Origin of the sequence: Oleomonas cavernae (genome assembly GCF_003590945.1) — a bacterium.
Lineage (GTDB): Bacteria > Pseudomonadota > Alphaproteobacteria > Zavarziniales > Zavarziniaceae > Zavarzinia > Zavarzinia cavernae.
Map to the genome: position 1 here is coordinate 3,013,736 of NZ_QYUK01000011.1, position 18,209 is coordinate 3,031,944.

At 66.1% G+C, this 18,209-nt stretch carries 18 protein-coding genes; 9 read left to right on the forward strand and 9 right to left on the reverse strand.

The window, feature by feature from the left end; all coding sequences use genetic code 11:
• Positions 1-91 precede the first annotated feature (91 nt).
• The 5 genes from D3874_RS18440 (at position 92) to msrA (ending at position 4,000) form a co-directional block, all read left to right on the forward strand.
• Positions 92-931 carry a TRAP transporter substrate-binding protein gene (locus D3874_RS18440; RefSeq protein ID WP_274380593.1) on the forward strand — a complete coding sequence of 280 codons (840 nt, stop codon included), beginning with the start codon at positions 92-94 and terminating at the stop codon, positions 929-931.
• Positions 877-1,221, forward strand: coding sequence for a hypothetical protein (locus D3874_RS31285; RefSeq protein WP_274380629.1), 345 nt, complete (start codon positions 877-879; stop codon positions 1,219-1,221). Before D3874_RS18440 ends, D3874_RS31285 begins: the two co-directional genes overlap by 55 nt.
• Before the next feature lie 85 nt (positions 1,222-1,306).
• Positions 1,307-1,888: a TRAP transporter small permease subunit gene (locus D3874_RS18445; RefSeq protein ID WP_119779460.1), complete on the forward strand. Its 582-nt coding sequence runs from the start codon at positions 1,307-1,309 to the stop codon at positions 1,886-1,888.
• A gap of 3 nt (positions 1,889-1,891) precedes the next feature.
• Positions 1,892-3,220, forward strand: coding sequence for a TRAP transporter large permease (locus tag D3874_RS18450; RefSeq protein WP_119779463.1), 1,329 nt, complete (start codon positions 1,892-1,894; stop codon positions 3,218-3,220).
• Between the two features lie 156 nt (positions 3,221-3,376).
• The gene (gene msrA, locus D3874_RS18455) at positions 3,377-4,000 is read left to right on the forward strand and encodes a peptide-methionine (S)-S-oxide reductase MsrA (RefSeq protein WP_119779466.1); all 624 of its coding nucleotides are present in this window, start codon (positions 3,377-3,379) and stop codon (positions 3,998-4,000) included.
• Positions 4,001-4,005: 5 nt separating this feature from the next.
• Here msrA and D3874_RS18460 read toward each other — a convergent pair whose 3' ends face one another.
• From D3874_RS18460 to D3874_RS18470, 3 genes are all read right to left on the reverse strand, one after another.
• On the reverse strand, positions 4,006-4,401 hold the full coding sequence (locus tag D3874_RS18460) for a PIN domain-containing protein (protein WP_119779468.1): 396 nt from the start codon (positions 4,399-4,401) through the stop codon (positions 4,006-4,008).
• On the reverse strand, positions 4,398-4,658 hold the full coding sequence (locus D3874_RS18465; protein WP_119779470.1) for an AbrB/MazE/SpoVT family DNA-binding domain-containing protein: 261 nt from the start codon (positions 4,656-4,658) through the stop codon (positions 4,398-4,400). The genes D3874_RS18460 and D3874_RS18465 overlap by 4 nt, the downstream gene beginning before the upstream one ends.
• Before the next feature lie 94 nt (positions 4,659-4,752).
• Positions 4,753-6,393, reverse strand: a complete 1,641-nt coding sequence (locus D3874_RS18470) for a serine protease (protein ID WP_158596098.1) — start codon at positions 6,391-6,393, stop codon at positions 4,753-4,755.
• A gap of 223 nt (positions 6,394-6,616) precedes the next feature.
• Between D3874_RS18470 and D3874_RS28635 the strand changes: the two genes are divergently transcribed.
• Complete coding sequence (locus D3874_RS28635; RefSeq protein WP_158596099.1) at positions 6,617-8,446, forward strand: hypothetical protein; 1,830 nt, start codon at positions 6,617-6,619, stop codon at positions 8,444-8,446.
• A gap of 132 nt (positions 8,447-8,578) precedes the next feature.
• Here the strand turns inward: D3874_RS28635 and D3874_RS18480 are convergent, their stop codons facing one another.
• On the reverse strand, positions 8,579-9,157 hold the full coding sequence (locus D3874_RS18480; protein ID WP_119779478.1) for a hypothetical protein: 579 nt from the start codon (positions 9,155-9,157) through the stop codon (positions 8,579-8,581).
• A 115-nt stretch (positions 9,158-9,272) separates the two neighbouring features.
• Here D3874_RS18480 and D3874_RS18485 point away from each other — a divergent pair, with 115 nt between their 5' ends.
• The gene (locus D3874_RS18485) at positions 9,273-10,433 is read left to right on the forward strand and encodes a DUF3089 domain-containing protein (protein WP_119779480.1); all 1,161 of its coding nucleotides are present in this window, start codon (positions 9,273-9,275) and stop codon (positions 10,431-10,433) included.
• On the opposite strand, the gene D3874_RS18490 is transcribed toward D3874_RS18485, so the two are convergent.
• The 4 genes from D3874_RS18490 to D3874_RS18505 all read right to left on the reverse strand — a co-directional run bounded on the left by D3874_RS18490 (position 10,430) and on the right by D3874_RS18505 (position 13,879).
• The gene (locus D3874_RS18490) at positions 10,430-11,239 is read right to left on the reverse strand and encodes an SDR family NAD(P)-dependent oxidoreductase (protein WP_119779482.1); all 810 of its coding nucleotides are present in this window, start codon (positions 11,237-11,239) and stop codon (positions 10,430-10,432) included. The genes D3874_RS18485 and D3874_RS18490 overlap by 4 nt on opposite strands.
• A 22-nt stretch (positions 11,240-11,261) precedes the next feature.
• Positions 11,262-12,545 carry a DUF445 domain-containing protein gene (locus D3874_RS18495; RefSeq protein WP_119779484.1) on the reverse strand — a complete coding sequence of 428 codons (1,284 nt, stop codon included), beginning with the start codon at positions 12,543-12,545 and terminating at the stop codon, positions 11,262-11,264.
• A gap of 39 nt (positions 12,546-12,584) precedes the next feature.
• Positions 12,585-13,382 carry a lipase family alpha/beta hydrolase gene (locus tag D3874_RS18500; protein ID WP_119779487.1) on the reverse strand — a complete coding sequence of 266 codons (798 nt, stop codon included), beginning with the start codon at positions 13,380-13,382 and terminating at the stop codon, positions 12,585-12,587.
• Between the two features lie 113 nt (positions 13,383-13,495).
• Positions 13,496-13,879 (reverse strand): glutathione peroxidase, encoded by a 384-nt coding sequence (locus D3874_RS18505; RefSeq protein WP_233560016.1) that lies wholly within the window; start codon positions 13,877-13,879, stop codon positions 13,496-13,498.
• Between the two features lie 329 nt (positions 13,880-14,208).
• Between D3874_RS18505 and D3874_RS18510 the strand changes: the two genes are divergently transcribed.
• On the forward strand, positions 14,209-15,012 hold the full coding sequence (locus D3874_RS18510; protein WP_119779490.1) for an esterase/lipase family protein: 804 nt from the start codon (positions 14,209-14,211) through the stop codon (positions 15,010-15,012).
• Positions 15,013-15,015: 3 nt separating this feature from the next.
• On the opposite strand, the gene D3874_RS18515 is transcribed toward D3874_RS18510, so the two are convergent.
• Entirely contained in the window at positions 15,016-16,050 is a 1,035-nt protein-coding gene (locus D3874_RS18515) for a response regulator (protein ID WP_119779492.1), read from the reverse strand.
• A gap of 452 nt (positions 16,051-16,502) precedes the next feature.
• Here D3874_RS18515 and D3874_RS18520 point away from each other — a divergent pair, with 452 nt between their 5' ends.
• Positions 16,503-18,194 carry a sensor histidine kinase gene (locus D3874_RS18520; protein ID WP_119779495.1) on the forward strand — a complete coding sequence of 564 codons (1,692 nt, stop codon included), beginning with the start codon at positions 16,503-16,505 and terminating at the stop codon, positions 18,192-18,194.
• Positions 18,195-18,209: the final 15 nt, after the last annotated feature.

Sequence of the window (18,209 nt, forward strand, 5' to 3'; positions counted from 1 at the left end):
GTTACCGCTGCAGGTCGAATGAACCCGCACCTGCGGGGGGCCCGAAAGACTCGCCAAAGCGAGCAATCACGCGGGTTCGAGGGAGGCGATAATGTCAAAGCGTTCTAAGAGCGAGCGGCCCGTGGCTGCCGGTCGACGGCGGTTTCTGGCCGGTGCGGCGGTGGCTGCGGCCGGTGCCGCAACCATTGCGGCCCCCGCGGTCGTCCGCGCCCAGGAGGTCGTGAAGCTCAAATTCCAGTCGACCTGGCCCAACAAGGACATCTTCCACGAATTCGCCCAGGGCTATGTCCAGCGGGTGAACGAGATGTCCGCCGGCCGGCTCGAACTGGAACTCCTGCCGGCCGGCTCGGTCGTGCCGGCGTTCCAGTTGCTGGACGCGGTCAACACCGGCATCCTCGACGGTGGCCACGGGGTGTCGGCCTATTGGTACGGCAAGAACAAGGCCTTCTCCTTGTTCGGCACCGCGCCGGCCTTCGGCTGGAATGCCAACCAGATGCTGGGCTGGATCAACTACGGCGGCGGCCAGGCGCTCTATGACGAGCTTGTCCGCGACGTGCTGAAACTCAATGTCGTGGGTTTCCTGACCGGCCCCATGCCGACCCAGCCGCTGGGCTGGTTCAAGAAGGACATCAACGGCCCCGCCGACCTCAAGGACCTCAAGTATCGCACCGTCGGGCTGGGCGCTGACCTGAACCGGGAGCTGGGCGTCGCGGTGACGATCCTGCCCGGCGGCGAGATCGTCCCCGCCATCGATCGCGGCCTGATCGACGGCGCCGAGTTCAACAACCCGTCCTCGGACCTGATCCTGGGCTTCCCGACGTCTCGAAGCTCTACTACGTCCAGTCCTATCACCAGGCCCTGGAATGCTTCGAGGTCCTGTTCAACAAGACCAAGGTCGACGCCCTGGCGCCCGACCTGCAGGCGGTGCTGAAATACGCCGCCCAGGCGGCCTCGGCCGACATGTCCTGGAAGGCGCAGGACCGTTACTCCAAGGATCTCGAGGTGATCAAGGGCCGCGGCGTCAAGGTGGTGCAGACGCCCAAGCCTGTTCTCGAAGCCCAGCTCGCGGCCTGGGACAAGGTCATCGAGACCCTGTCGGTCGATCCTTTCTTCAAGAAAGTGATCGACAGCCAGAAGGCCTGGGCCAAGCGGGTGGTGGCGTTCCAACTGGAATACGAGGTCGACCAGAAGACCGCCTACGACCATTTCTTCAAGGCCTAGAACCCACCATGTCCCGGCGCGGTCCAGGGGCCGCGCCGGCTGGTTTCTGCCGCGTCCGTCCGGGTCTTGGGGAAGTGTCCGCGCCATGCAAAGCATCCTGATCGGTGTCGATCGATTGAACACCTTCGTCGGCAAGCTGTTCGGCTGGTCCGTACTGCTGCTCACCCTGGCGACTTCCTACGAGGTGTTCTGCCGCTATGCCCTGCGCAGCCCGACGAGCTGGGGTTACGATGCCAGCTACATCCTCTATGGCACGCTGTTCATGATGGCCGGGCCCTACACGCTGTCGCGCAACGGCCATGTCCGCGGCGATTTCATCTATCGGAAGTGGCACCCCCGGCGGCAGGCCAGAATGGACCTGGCGCTGTACCTCCTGTTCTATTTCCCCGGCATCCTGGCGCTGATCTATGCCGGCTGGAGCTTCTTCTATATGTCCTACCTGATGAACGAGCATTCCTCGTTCAGCCCCGACGGCCCGATCATCTGGCCGTTCAAGATGCTGATCCCGATCACCGGCGTGCTGATGCTGTTCCAGGGCCTGGTCGAGACGATGCGCTGCATCATCTGTATCCGCACCGGCGACTGGCCCCAGCGCCTGCACGATGTCGAGGAGATGGAGAAGCTGATCCTCGAAGAAGCCGCGGCCAAACAGAACGCGGGGGCCTGACCCATGTTCCTGTCCGATCCCGCCATCGGCGTGGCGATGCTGGTCCTGTTCATTTTCGCCTTGATGCTGGGCTTTCCCATCGCCTTCACCCTGATGGCGTTGGGCGTCGGCTTTGGCTACTACGCCATGGGCGATCACATTTTCCAGTTGCTGGTCCAGCGCACCTTCAGCGTCATGGCCAACGACGTGCTGATCTCGATCCCCTTGTTCCTGTTCATGGGCTATGTGATCGAGCGCGCCAACATCCTCGACCGGCTGTTCAAGTCGATCCAGCTCGCCGCCGGCTGGCTGCCCGGGGCGCTCGCTGTGGCGACGCTGGTGACCTGCGCCCTGTTTGCGACCGCAACCGGCATCGTCGGCGCGGTGGTGACCCTGATGGGCCTGCTGGCCTTTCCCGCCATGCTGCGGGCGGGCTACGACCCGCGCATCGCTGCGGGTGTCGTCTGCGCCGGCGGCTGCCTGGGGATTCTGATCCCGCCCAGCGTCATGCTGATTCTCTATGCCGCCACCGCCGGCGTCTCGGTGGTGAAACTCTATGCCGCGGCTTTCCTGCCCGGCCTGATGCTGACCGGGCTCTACATCCTCTATGTCATCATCCGCGTGGTGCTCAACCCCAGCCTGGCGCCGAAGCTGCCGCCGGCCGAGCGTAACGTCCCGCTGACCACGGTGATCTGGTCCTTGCTGACCTCGTTCATGCCGCTGGGCATCCTGATCAGCGCCGTGCTAGGGGCCATCATCTTCGGCCTGGCGACCCCGTCCGAGGCCGCCGCGATCGGCGCCCTGGGCGCCCTGATCCTGGGCGTGGCCTACCGCAGCTTCAGCTTCGAGAAGCTGAAGGAATCGGTTTTCCTCAGTGCCCGCGCCTCGGCCATGGTGTGCTGGCTGTTCGTCGGCTCTGCCGTGTTCTCGGCGGTCTTCGCCTATCTGGGCGGCCAGGCGGTGATCGAGAATGCCATCAAGGGCATGGATCTCTCGCCCACCATGTTCCTGATCCTGACCCAGGTGATCATCTTCGTCCTGGGCTGGCCGCTGGAATGGACCGAGATCATCATCATCTTCCTGCCGATCTTCCTGCCCCTGCTCGACCATTTCGGGGTCGACCCGCTGTTCTTCGGCATCCTGGTCGCCTTGAACCTGCAAACCTCGTTCCTGTCGCCGCCGGTCGCCATGGCGCCATTCTATTTGAAGGGCGTGGCACCCAAGCACATCACCATCGACCAGATCTTCTCCGGCGTGATGCCGTTCCTGTGGATCGTCGTCCTCTCGATGGTGCTGTTCTACATCTTCCCGGAAATCGGTATGTGGCTGCCCGGTGTCCTGTACGGCAGCTAGGATATCCGCGGGCCTGAGCCCGTCGCATGGCGCCCGTGACCGTGAAGAGGCCCTGATCCATTGTCATGGCGGCCATGCCCGCCGTAACTTAAAGACAAGCCTGTCGAACCGGACTATGCGGCACGATCCGCCGCACGATTCCCGAGGATTGAAGCCATGACCTCTTGCCCGATCCCGACCGGCCGCGGCCTGAAGCCCGCCGAGTTCCCCGATCCGGCGCGCGACATCGCCGCCGGCGACGGCGCCGTGCAGACTGCCGTCTTCGCCGGCGGCTGCTTCTGGTGCACCGAGGCGGTCTATACCCAGGTCGACGGCGTCATCGACGTCATGTCGGGCTATGCCGGCGGCACAGCGCAGACCGCCGACTACCGCACCGTCTGCACGGGGGCGACCGACCATGCCGAGGTGATCCGCATCCGCTTCGACCCCAGGCGCACCTCCTATGGCCAGTTGCTGAAGCTGTTCTTCTCGATCGCCCACGATCCCACCCAGTTGAACCGCCAGGGCAACGACGTCGGCCGGCAATACCGCTCGGCGGTGTTTTATGCCGACGCGGAACAGCAGGAAGTCGCGGTGGCCTATATCGCGCAGTTGGAGGCGGCCGGCGCTTTCACGAGCCCGATCGTCACCACGCTGGAAAAGCTGGACGCCTTCTTCGAGGCCGAGGCCTATCACCATGATTACGCCGCGCGGAACCCGGGACAGCCCTACATCGCCCATGTCGCCCTGCCCAAGGTCGACAAGCTGCGGACCTACTTCCCCGACCGGCTGAAGCAGTAGGCAACCTAGACCGGCCCGGCGCCGGGCAGGTGCTGAGCGTCGCGATCGAAGGTAACGGTGTGGCTGCACCCGGCCAGGACATTCTTCGCGACGATCAGGCAGTCGGCAAAGTCGGCGGGCGCCGTCTCGTAGAGATCGATCGCGGCGACGACGACGTCGCGGCCTTCGATCTCGAAGGCCGGGGTTTCGGCCAGCGCCCGCAGGCAACGCGAAATTTCACCGCGATCGAGACGGTAGCCGGCCTTCAGCGCCCAGGCGCATTCGGCCAGCACGACATGGTTGAGATAGAACGACGACGGCCGGTCGCCTGCCGCCTCGACAAGGGCACGCGCGGCCGCCAACTGCCCGGTGTCGTCGCCGGTCAGCAGGCGCAGGACGACATTGGTATCGAGCCCGATCACGGCCGCGAGCGCACCTGCTTGGCGGCCACCTCCTGGCCGATCGCCGCGTCGATGGCCTCCAGGTCGAGCGGCGCTCGACCGGGCCGCGCCGCCATGCCGATGAGATCGGTGGCGCGCCGGTTCGCCGGACGAACCACCAGCGTCGTGCCATCGGCGCCGAGCTGAAAATCCAACTGGTCCCCTGATTTCAGGTGCAATTGGTCCCGCAGCGTCTTCGGCAGGGTTACCTGCCCCTTGGATGTCAATGTCGCCCGCATTCGCTAATTCCTTACCTACAAGCGCGCTGTAAGGAGATATAGTGCAGGTAAGCCCGCGCCGCCTCAAGGGGCGCGAGCCTTCCTCCCTGCCCGTTCAGCGCGCGCCGGCGGTGGGGCCGGGGCGCAGGAATTCCTCCGCCGCGATGGCGAAGTTCAGGTTCTGGGTGTCGCGCAGCATGAAGGTGGTGATGCCCAGCAGGTTGCCTTTGGAGTCGAACAGGCCGCCGCCCGACGAGCCGGGCGAGATCGGCGCGCTGGTCTGGACATATTGCTGGCCTTCGTGCCGGCGCTTGGCCGAGACCAGCCCCTCGCCCAGGGTCAGGTCCAGGCCCGACGGCGCCCCGATCGTGTAGGCCCGCTCGCCCACCACCACGTCGGCATGGCTGCGGATGGTGACGAAGCTGGGCAGGTCGGGCTTGTCGACGCGGATGATGCAGCGGTCGCCCTCGACATCCTGCAGCTTCAAGGTCACCGGCCGCAGGTCGGACATGTCCTCGTTGCGGAAGATGCCGAAGAACTGCTGGTTCTCCAGCACATGGCAATTGGTGAACAGGTGCTGGGCCGAGACCGCCACGGCCGAGCCCTGGCTGTAGCCGTCGTCGAGATAGGGCTGGCCGCCGCGCATGGGTGCTGCGACCACCACCCAGACCGCATCCTTCACCTTCTGGAACACCCCGGCGGGATCGAGCGTCTGGGTCGCAACCGCCATCGGCAGGGTCGGCAGCGGCACCTGGTCGTTCTGGTCGGCGACGGGGGGTACTTGCGGCCGGTCGGGACGGGTCGGGGTATCGGGACGGGGCGGCGTGGTGGGCTCGTCCGGCCCGGCAGTATCGGGATTGGACGGGGTGACGCCCGGCCGCGCTTCGCTCTTGCCGTAGAGGCCGGCCACGGTATCGGGCGGCGCCGGCTCGGGCGGCCCCAGGACCTCGGGCACGAAGAATTCGTTGGCGACGGCGTTCACCACCCGGGCGGCGGCGTCCGCCTCGCTGGCGGGATAGAAAAAGCTGAAGCCGACCAGGGCCTTGGCCCGCTGTTCGACCCGGCCGACGAAATGCTCGCTGCCTTCGCTGCCTTCGAAGACGAAGTAGGTGCCGCCGAATTCGGCCCGGGTGATCTGCCGGCTGCCGCCGCCGGCGCGAATGGTTTCGAAGAATTTCTTGAAGTCGGGATTCGACATGGGGTCGAGCACCTCGACCTCCAGCCGGCGGCTGTCGTCGGCGCTGGACAGCATGCGGCCGCCGTTTTCCGTCGCCCGGGCCTTGGTCAGGACCACCGCCGGATAGCCGACCCGGTAGCCCAGTTCCTGGTTGGCATAGGTCGTCCAGCCCACCCGCGCCCGGGCGGACGAGGATTGCTTCAGCAGTTCGACGAACTGCGCATCGGTCAATTGCCCGTTGGCCCGGTCGCCCAGCGATTTCTGGAAGGCGATGATGGCCTGCTTGGTGGCCTCGTCCAGCTTGCCGTTGGCGGTACCGGTGAAGTGCCCGGTCCAGATCAGGCTGAGCTGCAGGAGGCGCGGATCACGGCCCTGGGCGATCGCGGCCCAGCCGTTGTCGGGATCGCCCTCGACACTGCCGCTGCCGCCGTCGCCGTCGCCCGGCGCCGACGGCGCTTCCGGCCGCGGCTTGCCGGGCCGGATCGAACCCTTGCCTTCTTCGGCAAAGCCGGGGCCTGCGACCAGGCCCAACAGGATTGCGGCGATGACCGCCGCGCGACGCAGCAAACGCTCTGCCATGGACTTGACGCCTAAGTGTAAGTTCCCCCGGGACGGCCAGCCTAAGCGATCCGCTCGCCGGGGCCAATCCCCGCATATCGGCCAAAGTGTGATCCACACCATTGTCTCGCCTTGGACACGGTGTTGGGTTAGGTTGCGCACCGAAAACCGGCCAGTAGAGCCGGGCGGATGGCTGCCGTCGCTTGCATTCAGCTTCAGTTCGAACTCACCGAGAGGGGAGAAAATGAATAAGATCGTGATCGGTGCCGTCACCGCTGTGGTGATCGGTGTTGGTGCCGCCGCCGGGTGGTACTTCCTGGGCAAGGACAGCGGTCCGGCCCTGGTCGGGACCACCAGTGCCCCCGCCATCGATTGCAACACGGCCAAGGCCGACATCGATGCCGCCTTCGCCAGCCTCGCGCCGGAAACCAAGGCAACCTATGCCGGGTTGCAGTGCGATGCCGCCAAGCTGACCTTTGCCGAAGTGCGCTTCGCCGGCCAGAATGCCGGCGGCACCGAAACCGGCGCCTTCAAGCTGACCGGCGTGGTCGTCGACGGCGTCTTCTTCGACAACATCAAGAAGATCTTCAACCCGGCCGCCTATGGCGGCCAGCCGGTGACCGACCGCCTGCCGCTGATCAACAAGCTGACCGCGGCCAAGGTCACAATCGGCCCGGAACAGGGTGGCGCCGCCTTCGACGACCTCGCCATCGTGGCGCTGGGGGCCCGGCAGTTCGCCAAGGCCCCGCCGCTGGGCGCCCTGGGCAGCATGGGCCCGGCCGACGCGATCGACGCGCTGCAGGCCTTCGCCTTCGACTCGCTGGGCTTCAAGAACCTCAGCGGTGGCGAGCCGGGTGCCGCGCCCTCGCTGACCGTCGCCGCGATCAACATCACGGCCTTCGACGGCGTCACCCTGGGCGGGCTCGACATCACCACGCTCGCCGCCCAGGAGCCGGGCAAGCCGGGCAAGGTCGGGATCGGCAGCATCTCGCTCAAGGGCCTGGGCATCGGCGATCTCGCCGCCCTGGCCAAGGCGGCGCCGGGCATGGCCGATGCCGACACCGAGGGCCTGAAGGCCCTGATGGCGGTCTCGTTCGACAGCGCCGCCGTGAAGGGCTTCGATGCCAGCGGCTTCGAATCGCCGGATGACGCAGTCAAGATCGCCAGCCTGACCATCGACAAGCTGAAGGCCCTGGCCACCGCGCGCGTCGCGCTCGAAGGCCTGGAAGGCTATTCCAGCGAAGGCGAGGTTTCGTTCAAGCTGGGCCACCTGATCCTGACCGGGATCGACGTCGGCACCGCGATGCAGGGCATGGTCGCCGGCACCGCGACCGAGCCCGACTTCGCCAAGCTGCGGGTCGACGGCTACGACCTGGCCGATCTCGCGATCGGGCCCAAGACCGGCGACAAGGTCACGCTGGCCTCGCTGGTCGCGAGTTCCAGCGACTATGTCGACGGCATCGCCACCCGGGGCACGGCCAAGCTGGCCGGCTTCGTCTTCCCGGCCACGGTGATCGAATCCGAGGCTGATCGCCAACCGCTGATCGACCTTGGTTACGAGGCGCTGAAGCTCGAAATGAACGTCGACTACGCCTATGATCCCAAGGCGAAGACGATGGACATGAAGGATTTCACGCTCAAGCTGCTGGACGGCGCCGCGCTTTCCCTGTCGTTCAACTTCGGCGACTTCGACGTCAAGGCGCTGCAGGAGGCCTCGGCCGCCATGCAGCCGCCGCTGGCGCTGATGGGGGCCAAGGTGGTGAAGCTCTCGCTCGGCTATGTCGACGATTCGCTGATCAGCCGCATCCTCAAGGTCGCCGCCAAGGAACAGGGACAGACCCCGGAAGCCCTGATGGCCCAGGCCAAGCAGATGGTCGCCATGCAGGCGCAGTCGGCGCCCGGCCCGGTGACCAAGGCCGCGGTCGAAGCGGTGGCCAAGTTCCTGGACAACCCCAAGAGCCTTACCATCGCCCTGGCGCCGCCGACCCCGGTGACCTTCGCCGAGATCGGCGCCAAGTTCGAAGACCTCGAAGGCCTGGCCAAGAGCCTGGGCCTGACGGTCACCGCGAACTGATCGCCCGCACCACCCACGCAACGAAGGGCGCCCCACCGGGCGCCCTTTTTTGTGCGCGATTGGCCTTGCGCGATTTCGACCTGCGCGGCGCGCAGCGAGGCTTTGCCATGACCGGGGCCAACAGGGGCTGAACTAGACACCGCGGTTGGGATAGAAGTCGGCGCGGGTGAGGTGAGCGTAGGTTCTATGTCTGAGGATGATGTCTTGCAGTTCGAGGAAGTCAGGGACAGGTACCGCCCAGACGCCGTCGACATAAAGCATCCTTTCTGCGATTTCGTCCGCCTTCGCTTGCGGAGGCTCGAGGCCGGGCCCGTAAGCATCACGCGCCGACCTGCCGCCACTGATGAGCTTTCTGAAGTACATCAGTTCGGCGACGTAGGCCGCCGCCTCTTCCGCGACGGCGCGCGCGACCGTATGCTCGATGTCGGCCATCGCATGCACGCATTCATGGAATATCGCTGCTTTTTCACCGTAGGTGTTTCCGAAGGATGACGACAGAAAGACGAATTCGTTGCGGACCTTGTCATACAAGGCGGCTGTATCAGGGGGGAGAGGCCCCACCCTGACGCCGATCTTCCTGGCGGTGACGGCGGCCCACACGCGGAACAATCCATCTCCCCGAACATGAATTGGCGGGGCGACAAAATTCAGCTGGAACGTGAGCGCCTCACTGAGAAGGTCCAATACCTTCTGGCGCAGAACTTCGGACATGTGAGCCTCCTGTCGATTGGCACGACAAGTAGACCCTGTCAGACTGAATTCCGCTGTTCCGTGGGTAACATCAACGAACGCGCCGTGCGCGGTCACACATTTGGCAAGCTAATTCATGCGCCGCATCCTTCTCGTCAGTCTGCTCGTCATCGTCGCCCTGGGGATCGGTGCTTACACCTATCGCTTCGAATTGCTGGCGTTCATGGCCACCCCTTCCGGCGACTTCGATGCGTCGCATGCGCCGCCGGCGCCCAACTACGCCGACCCCGCCGCCTGGATGGCCCTGCCCGACAAACAGGATTCAGCCGACCAGGTGCCCGCGGGGGCCGTGCCCGGCGACAACCAGGCGCGCGCCCTGGCCGATGTCTTCTTCGTCCACCCCACGACCTATATCGATGCCGCCGGCTGGAACGCGCCCTGGGACGACAGGAGCGCGGCCGAGCTGGGCGCGACCCTGACCCAGGCGGCCGTGTTCAACGGCTGCTGCCGGGTCTATGCCCCGGAATACCGCCAGGCGACCCTGGCCGCCTTTGCCCTCGATCATCGGTCGCAGGGGCGCCAGGCCCTGACCCTCGCCTATGGCGACGTCGAGCGGGCCTTTCGCTACTACCTCGCCCATTGGAACCAGGGCCGGCCCTTCATCCTGGCCAGCCACAGCCAGGGCACCGTACACCTGCAGCGCCTGCTGGCCGAGGTGGTCGCCCCCGATCCCGCCTTGCGGGCGCAATTGATCGCGGCCTATGCCATCGGCTATCCCCTGCCGCTCGACCGCTTCGACGGGCCGCTGGCGACGCTCAAGCCCTGCGCCGGCCAGGGCGATCTCGGCTGCGTCCTGGCCTGGTCGAGCTTTGCCCGCGACGGCGCCCCCGCGTTCTACCGCGAGACCGCCGAGGTCTTCGATACCGCCGGCCCCGAGGGCTTCAGGGCGATCGCCGGGCGCCCCATCCTGTGCGTCAATCCGGTCAGCTTCCGCCTGGACGGCGTCTTGACCCCGCGCGAGGCCAATCGCGGCGGCACGGTCCATTCGATCACCACCGGCCTGCCCGAACCGATCACCGCGGGCCTGGTGGCCGCGCAGTGCCTGGATGGCATCCTGCGCATCTCCGAACCCGAACCCTTCGTCTACCGCACCGTCCTGCTGCCGGGGCGCGACTATCACGCCTATGACTATGCGCTGTTCTGGCAGGACGTGCGGCAGGACACGATCGCCCGCACCAACGGCTGGTTCGCGCGGGCCTCGCAGACCGTGGAACCGGACACGTCCTCGATTCCCTAGGAGGTACGTTCCAGGGAGCGGTTGAACAGCTTGACCGCCAGGCCGCTGATCGTGCGCACCAGGAAGCGCGGCTGGAACTTGGTGACGCCGATGGCCAGTTGGTTGGCCACGCCGGGGATGACGATCACCTTGCCGGCCAGCGCCCCGTCGATCCCTTCGCGCGCCACGTCTTGCGGGTCGGACAGCAGGAAACCGGGGATCGGCAGGGCATCGAAACCGCGGTCGGTCGCCCGCTGCGCCAGCGGCGTGTCGGTGAAGCCGGGGCACAGGGCGGTCACGGTCACGCCCTTGTCCTTAAGTTCGACCGCCAGCGCCTCGGACAGCGACAGCACGAACGCCTTCGAGGCGGCATAGGCGCCCAGCGAGGGGATCGGCTGGAAGGCGGCGATCGAGGCGACGTTGAGGATGCGGCCGCGGCCGCGCTCGGCCATGCGCCCGCCGAACAGGCGGGCGAGATGGACCACCGCGGCGATGTTCACCTGCACCAGGTCCAGCAGCACCTCGACCGGCGAGGCCATGAAACTGTCGAGATGGGCAAAGCCCGCGTTGTTGATCAGGAAGTCGATGGTGAGACCGGCCTGGTCGCAGCGTTCCAGCAGGTCGTCGGCGGCATTGGGATCGCTCAGGTCCTGGGGCATGGCGACGGCGTTGATCTTGTGCGCCGCGCCCAGTTCCGCGGCGAGGGCCTCGAGCTTGCCCTTGCTGCGCGCGACCAGCACCAGGTCGAAGCCGCGCTCGGCCAGCAGGCGGACCATGGCCTCGCCGATCCCCGACGATGCCCCGGTGATGAGAACCGTTTCTGCCATGGCTTTCCCCCGTCTTTTTTGGTCAGGCCGTCAGCCGTTCGACGACATAGAGGCAAAGGCCGATCAGCCCGCCCACCACCGTGCCGTTGATGCGGATGAACTGCAGGTCGCGACCGACCTGGGTTTCCAGCTTGGTGACGATGGTCTGGCTGTCCCACTTCTGCACGATCGAGCCGATCCAATCACCGATCTGCTCGCGCCGGCTGACGATGGTGGTGATCACCGCCTGTTCGATCCAGCTTTGCAGCGTGTCGCGGATGCCCTTGTCGCGGGCCAGGGTCTCGCCATAGACCCGCAGGGCGGAGTCGATCTGGCGGCGCAGGCCCGAATCCTCGGCCTTGGCATCGCTGATGATCTTTTCCTTCAGCGAGCGGGCGATGTTGCGGAAATATTGCTTCAGGGTCTCGTTGGCCAGCAGGCGGTGCAGGATCTCTTCACCCTTGACGCGCATTTCGTCGCTGGTCCGCAGTTCATGCACGAAGGCGCGGGTCGCCTCGTCGAACTGCTGGCGCCATGGCCCGTCGGGCGAGCGGATTTCCGTCAGGGTATTTTCCAGGGCCGAGAGCACGCGGGTATAGATCGCCCGGTCGACCGCCTTGGGCAGCCAGCGCGGCAGTTGCTCGTCCACCCGCTTCTCGATCAGTTCCTTGTTGTCATGGACCAGTTGGTGGGCCCGCTCCAGCAACTCGTCGAGCAGGCGCTGGTGATGCCCCTCGTTGGTCAGCAATTGCACGATCTGGCCCAGGATCGGCGCGATGCCGATGTCCTTTACCCGGGCCGAGAGGTTGGTCTGCATGAAACGCCCGACATCCTCGTCGTCCAGCGCGTCCAGGATGCCGGGCACCGCCTGCGCCATCCGCTCGGACAGCTTCGCCCGGTTGTCCGGCTCCTCCAGCCACTGCGAGATGATGCGGGGAACGTCGATCTGGCGCAGCTTGGCCGTAACCTCCTCGGGCTTGAGGAAGTTGGTGGCGACGAACCGGCCCAGCGTCGTGCCGATACGGGCCTGGTTACGCGGAACGATCGCCGTGTGCGGGATCGGAATCCCCAGGGGGTGGCGGAACAGGGCGGTCACGGCGAACCAGTCGGCCAGCCCGCCCACCAGGGCCGCCTCGGCGAAGGCACCGGGGATCGCGACCCAGGGAATGATATCGTGCAGCAGGCGGCTGGCCAGGAAGAGCATTGCCATGAGCAGGATCATCGATCCCGCGAAGAGCTTCATGCGCCGAAGCGCCGCCGCCTTTTCCTCGTCGGTCAGGGGGTGGCAACCTGTAATGCCGTCATGGCCTCGCCAGTGTCTGTTCATCCAAGGTCACGCCACACACTGGCCGAGGCGACCACGATGTCAAGCCGCAGACAGACGATTCCGGCTGCTGCCTGCGCGCGGGTAAAGCAGGGCCAGCGGCCCGCACGGCCTGAACGGTGCCCAGTCGCCCTCCTTCTGGGCCAGCCGGTCGGCAATGGCAAAGAGGGCCGAGACATTGTGACCCAGGCCGCAATGGCTGCCGCGAACCCGAATATTCTCCCGGTTCGGGCCGGGCCGTTCCAGGCAGCCCTGCCAGGCGACGATCCCGTCCGACTTGGAGAAGATCGCCGTGCTGGGCACCCCGTCGACCGGGGCGAAGATGGTTTCGCTGTAGGCTTCGGCCACTTCGTCGACCGATTTGCCGGAAATTCGTTCGAACAATTGCCAGGCATTGGTCGAACGGGGGCTGGCCGCGATCGGGCTCCCCAGGGAGATCACCTGACGAACCAGTTGCGGCGCCTCGCGGGCGATTTCCCGGGCATAGACGCCCCCCAGGCTCCAGCCGATGATCGATACCTTGCGCCCGTGCTCGCGCACCATCTCCACCAGCCGCTCGCGCAAGCCATCCTCGACCCGCGGGTTGGGCCCCAGATTGCGCCCCAGGTCCCAGGCATAGGTCGGGTAGCCCCGATGGGTCAGGAAACGGCGCAGCAGCACGGTCGACAGGTCGGACGCCATGAACCCCGGGATGACCAGGACCGGATGGCCGTCGCCCCGGGGCGCCATCCGCAGCAACGGCAGGGCATTGATGGCCCCGAACAATTCCGGCAGCGCACGCAGTTCAGCCACGGCGAGGAGCAGCGACGGCGGCGGCGGCTCGTGTTCGACGACACTCATTCCGGGCAAATTCCTTCACCTTCAGCGGCGATCATCACGTAACCGATCACAGCGCCACCAAGGATAAGGCATGGCCGATTGACAATTCGTCAACGAGATTTAAGCGCGATGCCTTATTTTCCCGCCTCGGGCAACAGCTTCTCGATCGCCTTGACCAGGCTGGGCGACTGCGGCGAGGTGAACGAGGCCGCGGCTTCGACCAGATGCCCCTGGCCGTCGAACAGGTACTTGTGGAAGTTCCAGCGCGGCCGGGCGAAGGGGCGGACATCGGCGATCCACTTGAAGAACGGATGGGCCTGCTCGCCCGTTACCGGCACCTTGGCGGCCAGCGGGAAGGTCACGCCGAAGTTGATCTCGCAGAATTCCGCGATCTCGTCCGATGTCCCCGGCTCCTGCCCGGCGAAATCGTTCGACGGCACGCCGACGATCGCCAGGCCCCGCCCGCCATAGGTCTCGAACAGGGCTTCCAGGCCCTTGTACTGGGGGTGAAGCCGCATTTCGACGCGGTATTGACCACCAGCAGCGGCCGGCCGGCGAATTGCGACAGCGGCAGATCGCCGCCCCGCAGTCCCTCGAAGCTGAACGCGTGGGCCGAGCCCTGCGGCGTCTTGCCCAAGGTGGCGTCGGCGGCCGCGGCGACCAGGCCGGTCAGCGGGTTGTCGGTGAACGCCTTGGCGATCTTCTCGAACATGGCGCCTTCTCTCCTTGACCATCGCCGCCAAGCGCAGCAATCGGCTTTAGCAATGCCTGAAGTTGTCGGCGCGGAAAAGCCGTCGCATTGACATTCCGTCAAGTATCGCGGCCAATGCGGCATTACGGACACGCCATGGCAGATCGCATCTCCAACGCTTTTGGCTGGCTGCGCCGGTCGCTTCTACTGGCTGCGGAAAGCCGCGCAACCCTGGAACTGGCGGGACTTGCCGCCGGCTGGGCGCTGCTCGCGAACACGCCCCGGGGCGACGGCCATCCGGTGCTGGTGGTCCCCGAATTCCTGACCGGCGACGGCGCAACCTGGCCGCTGCGGCGCTTTCTCGCCGACCGGGGCTATGCCGTCTATGGCTGGGAACAGGGTTTCAACCTGGGCCCCCGGCCCGACGTGATGTCGGCCTTGCAGGCGCGAATCGGGCTGCTGGCCGATCTTCACGGCACCCGGGTCAGCCTGGTGGGCGTCAGCATCGGCGGGATCTATGCCCGCGAGGCCGCCAAGTCGCGGGCCGCGTCCGTGCGCACCGTGGTCACCTTAGGGTCGCCGACGCGGCCGGTCGCCGAAGACGCCCTGAGCGAGTCGGCCCCCAGCACCCTGGTCGAGGCCTTGCGCCTGGCCGTCGGCACCATGCGCGAGCGGATTTCCAAGGCCCCGCCGGTACCGACCACCGCCCTCTACAGCCGCACCGACGGCCTGGTTTCCTGGCGCGCCTGCCTGGAGGCGGAAGGCCCGATGCACGAAAGCGTCGAGATCTTCTCGAGCCATCTGGGGATGGCGCACAATCCGCTGGCCCTGATGGTCATCGCCGACCGGCTGGCACAGGCCGAAGGCCTGTGGCGGCCTTATCGCCCCCGTGGCTTCGAGGCCCTGCTGGGCCCCGGCAGCGCACCGCCGCCCGCGGCCTCCAGCATCAGCCAGGGCTGACGCTCAGGCGAGCGCCGGCACCGAGGATTCAAAGCCCGGCGTGCCGATATTGGCCGGCAGGCCCAGCAGATAGCTGCGCATCCGATCGCGGCACAGGTCGGTCGGGGCGATCAGGGTACGGCGGCGATCGGAGGGATCGGGGCGCTTCTGCAGCCAGCCGGTCGACACCAGTTCGTCGATCTTGCGCATGGCCGTGGTCGAGGGCAGCGTCGTCGCGTGGCAGGCGCTGGTGACCGAGACCACCCGGTGCAGCAGGGTCTGCTCGATCAGGTACAGCAGGATTTCCCAGTTGGCGTCGCCATCGACGCAACTGGGCAGGAGCTTGTCGCGGAAGCGGCGGGCCGCCTGCAGCGCCTTGATCCGGTGCAGCATCTCCCCTTCTTCGGGGATCTGGCCGGGCATGGTGCGGGGCGGATTGACCACTAGCCGCGGCATCGGCGTCGCCATCGGGGCCGGCTGGCCCCCACCCATCGGCCGCAGCGGCGGCGCTGTCATGCCGGGCAAGGTGACCGATTCGCGCGACAGCCGCCCGGCGGCGATCTCGATGGTCGAGGTCAGCTCCTTGGCCTTGGCCAGGGTTTCGGCGAGCTGGGCCGACAGGTCACGGTCGTTGCCCTTGGCATCGCGGCGCTGGTCCAGCGCCTCGGCGGCACGATAGATCGCTGCGACGAGCTGGTCGAGGTCGACCGGTTTCACCAGGAAGTCGAGGACGCCCAGCTTCAGGGCATTGATCGCCCGGTCGAGATCGGCAAAGGCCGAGAACAGGATGGTTTCAAAAATGCGCGGCGCGCCGCCGAAATGGCGGAGTTCGCGGACCAGGTCGAGGCCGCTGAGCCCCGGCATCTGCATGTCGGTAACCACCAGGAACGGTTCGGTCTCGGCCAGCATCCGGTCGAGCGCTTCGCTCGGTACCGAAAAGGCCTGGACCGTGAAGCCCTTAAGCTTGAGGAAATCGCCAACCTCTTCGACGATGGCCGCGTCGTCGTCAATGACATAGACAGGCGTCGTAAGCGTCGAGCGATTCATACTAGTCATCATGGGCGAACCCACCTCTCCCACATTTGGGCGGACATGCCCCCTTTATGCCTGTTCATTAGATGAATGGAAGCGAATTCATCCAGAATTGGCAAGAAAGCTTCTGTGTGTGGCGCAATGGATCGGACTTGGCCCACCCGACTCAATCGCCTCCCGATTTGGTCCCAAGATTATCCCTCGGAACGGTTGCAACAACTGAATTATGTGCTGTTACACCGCGCTGTTGCGGAGGAAATTTACGCCGTGTTCACTAAGTTTCCGTAAACTGGCTGCGCCGCAGGGCTCGGCAGGGAGACCCGGCGCCAGCCGGTTAGGGCAAGGAGGGGACGGGTGAGCGGAATCGTCTTTGGCACGATGACGGCAGCCGGATTTGGCCGCTTCTCGGTGTATGGTAGCGTCTATATGGGGCGAGTTGGTATGGCTATGGTGCCGTCCGCCGCGACGGAGGGCTGAACATGGCCAGTTTGGCCGAGGCTAGTCTGCGTCCTGAATTGCTTTCCCTCGCCGCGGATTTCATTTGGCGTTGCGGGCCGGATCTGCGCATCGAAGACGCGGCCCCGCTGGATGTCGCCTGTGACGAGGCCGTGATTCGCCTGCTACGCGGCGCAAGGCTCGATCGCCTGGCCCAGCGCACCCTCTATCCCGCCCAGGGCGAGGCCTTCGGCTCCCTGCTCGATCGCCAGGCACCCATTCGCGACATCGCCTTGAGCTTCGCCAACAAAGACGGCGGGGTCATCAACTTCACCCTCACGGGCGATGTCGACCACCGCGGCGACGGCGGATTCGACGGCTATTTCGGCGTCGGCAAGGTGTGGACCGGGCGGCCGTTCGACGAGCAGCACCGGGGTGAACTGGTCGAACTGCTGGAACGAGCGGAAGCCAATCGCGGCCGCGAGATGCGCCTGCGCGAAGAAGCCGACGTGCTCCTGGCCTCGTTGCGCGCCCTGATCCAGCCGGCGCCGCTGGCCGATAAATGCGCCGAGCTGTTCGGCCTGTTCGCCCGCCTGCTGCGCTTCGACGAGGCGCTGGTGGTGCGCCGCCGCACCCGCGACGAACTCAGCGCGGTGGTCGCCACCGATCCCCAACTGATGGGCATGCAGTGGCCGGTCGGCGACGTGATCAACGCGGCCCTGATGGGCGAGGCCCTGGTCGTGCAGGACCTGTCGGCGACGCGCGAATGGAACGACTTCCCCGAGGTCGTGCGCGCCCGCTTCCGCACCGCCCTGGTCGCCCCGCTGACCATCGGCAACGAGGCGGCGATGCTGGTGGCGCTGCACGGCACGCCCGGTCACTTCGAGCCGGGGCAACTGGCCCTGATGCAGCGCCTCAGCCTGATCGCCACCCAGGCCTTCGAGGTCGACGAGCAGAAGAACATCCTGATCAACACCGCCAAGCTCGCCACCCTGGGCGAGTTGATGACGGTGATCGCCCACGAGATCAGCCAGCCCCTGTCGGTCATCGCCATGGCGGTGAAGAACGCCAAGCTGGCGCTGGAGGCCCTGAACGGCCGCAACGAAACCGTGGGGCCGGCCGAACACACGATCGTGATCAGCAAGCTGGACCGCATCCACGACCAAGCCCTGCGCGCGGGCGAGATCGTCAGCGCCATCCGCACCCTGGCGCACCCGGACCGGCGCACGGTCGGCCTGAAGCCGGTCTCGGCCGTCGAGATCATGGACAACATCCGCAACCTGACCGAAGGCAGCCTGCGCAACCGCGGCATCAAGTTGACCTGCGTGGCGCCCACCTACGGCCGTGCCCTGAAGGCCAACCCGGTCAGCCTGCAGCAGGTCTTCCTCAACCTGGTGGTCAATGCCCGCGACGCCATCACCGAGGCCTGCCGCGTCCGCGGCGAGGCGACCCGCGGCGAGATTCGCCTGACCGTGCTGGACGACGGCATCTCCGACCGCATGGCGGTCGAGGTCGCTGACACCGGCGGCGGCATTCCCCAGGATGTCATGAACCGGATCTTCGACGCCTTCTTCACCTTGAAGGAAATCGGCCATGGCAGCGGTCTGGGCCTTGCCATTTGCCGCACCCTGATGACCGATATGGGCGGCACCATCAATGCGCGGAACGAACCGGCCGGCGCCGTGTTTCGACTTGAAATTCCGGTCTACCTCGAGGATTCGACGGCCACCCGATGACCCCTGCCAGGGACA

What these genes read in the sequence shown, in the direction of transcription:
- D3874_RS18440 (WP_274380593.1), top strand. Translation starts at nt 92, where the DNA reads ATGTCAAAGCGTTCTAAGAGCGAGCGGCCCGTGGCTGCCGGTCGACGG.
- D3874_RS18445 (WP_119779460.1), top strand. Translation starts at nt 1,307, where the DNA reads ATGCAAAGCATCCTGATCGGTGTCGATCGATTGAACACCTTCGTCGGC.
- D3874_RS18450 (WP_119779463.1), top strand. Translation starts at nt 1,892, where the DNA reads ATGTTCCTGTCCGATCCCGCCATCGGCGTGGCGATGCTGGTCCTGTTC.
- msrA (WP_119779466.1), top strand. Translation starts at nt 3,377, where the DNA reads ATGACCTCTTGCCCGATCCCGACCGGCCGCGGCCTGAAGCCCGCCGAG.
- D3874_RS18465 (WP_119779470.1), bottom strand. Translation starts at nt 4,658, where the DNA reads ATGCGGGCGACATTGACATCCAAGGGGCAGGTAACCCTGCCGAAGACG.
- D3874_RS18470 (WP_158596098.1), bottom strand. Translation starts at nt 6,393, where the DNA reads ATGGCAGAGCGTTTGCTGCGTCGCGCGGCGGTCATCGCCGCAATCCTG.
- D3874_RS28635 (WP_158596099.1), top strand. Translation starts at nt 6,617, where the DNA reads ATGAATAAGATCGTGATCGGTGCCGTCACCGCTGTGGTGATCGGTGTT.
- D3874_RS18480 (WP_119779478.1), bottom strand. Translation starts at nt 9,157, where the DNA reads ATGTCCGAAGTTCTGCGCCAGAAGGTATTGGACCTTCTCAGTGAGGCG.
- D3874_RS18485 (WP_119779480.1), top strand. Translation starts at nt 9,273, where the DNA reads ATGCGCCGCATCCTTCTCGTCAGTCTGCTCGTCATCGTCGCCCTGGGG.
- D3874_RS18490 (WP_119779482.1), bottom strand. Translation starts at nt 11,239, where the DNA reads ATGGCAGAAACGGTTCTCATCACCGGGGCATCGTCGGGGATCGGCGAG.
- D3874_RS18495 (WP_119779484.1), bottom strand. Translation starts at nt 12,545, where the DNA reads ATGAACAGACACTGGCGAGGCCATGACGGCATTACAGGTTGCCACCCC.
- D3874_RS18500 (WP_119779487.1), bottom strand. Translation starts at nt 13,382, where the DNA reads ATGAGTGTCGTCGAACACGAGCCGCCGCCGCCGTCGCTGCTCCTCGCC.
- D3874_RS18505 (WP_233560016.1), bottom strand. Translation starts at nt 13,879, where the DNA reads ATGCGGCTTCACCCCCAGTACAAGGGCCTGGAAGCCCTGTTCGAGACC.
- D3874_RS18510 (WP_119779490.1), top strand. Translation starts at nt 14,209, where the DNA reads ATGGCAGATCGCATCTCCAACGCTTTTGGCTGGCTGCGCCGGTCGCTT.
- D3874_RS18515 (WP_119779492.1), bottom strand. Translation starts at nt 16,050, where the DNA reads ATGATGACTAGTATGAATCGCTCGACGCTTACGACGCCTGTCTATGTC.
- D3874_RS18520 (WP_119779495.1), top strand. Translation starts at nt 16,503, where the DNA reads ATGGCCAGTTTGGCCGAGGCTAGTCTGCGTCCTGAATTGCTTTCCCTC.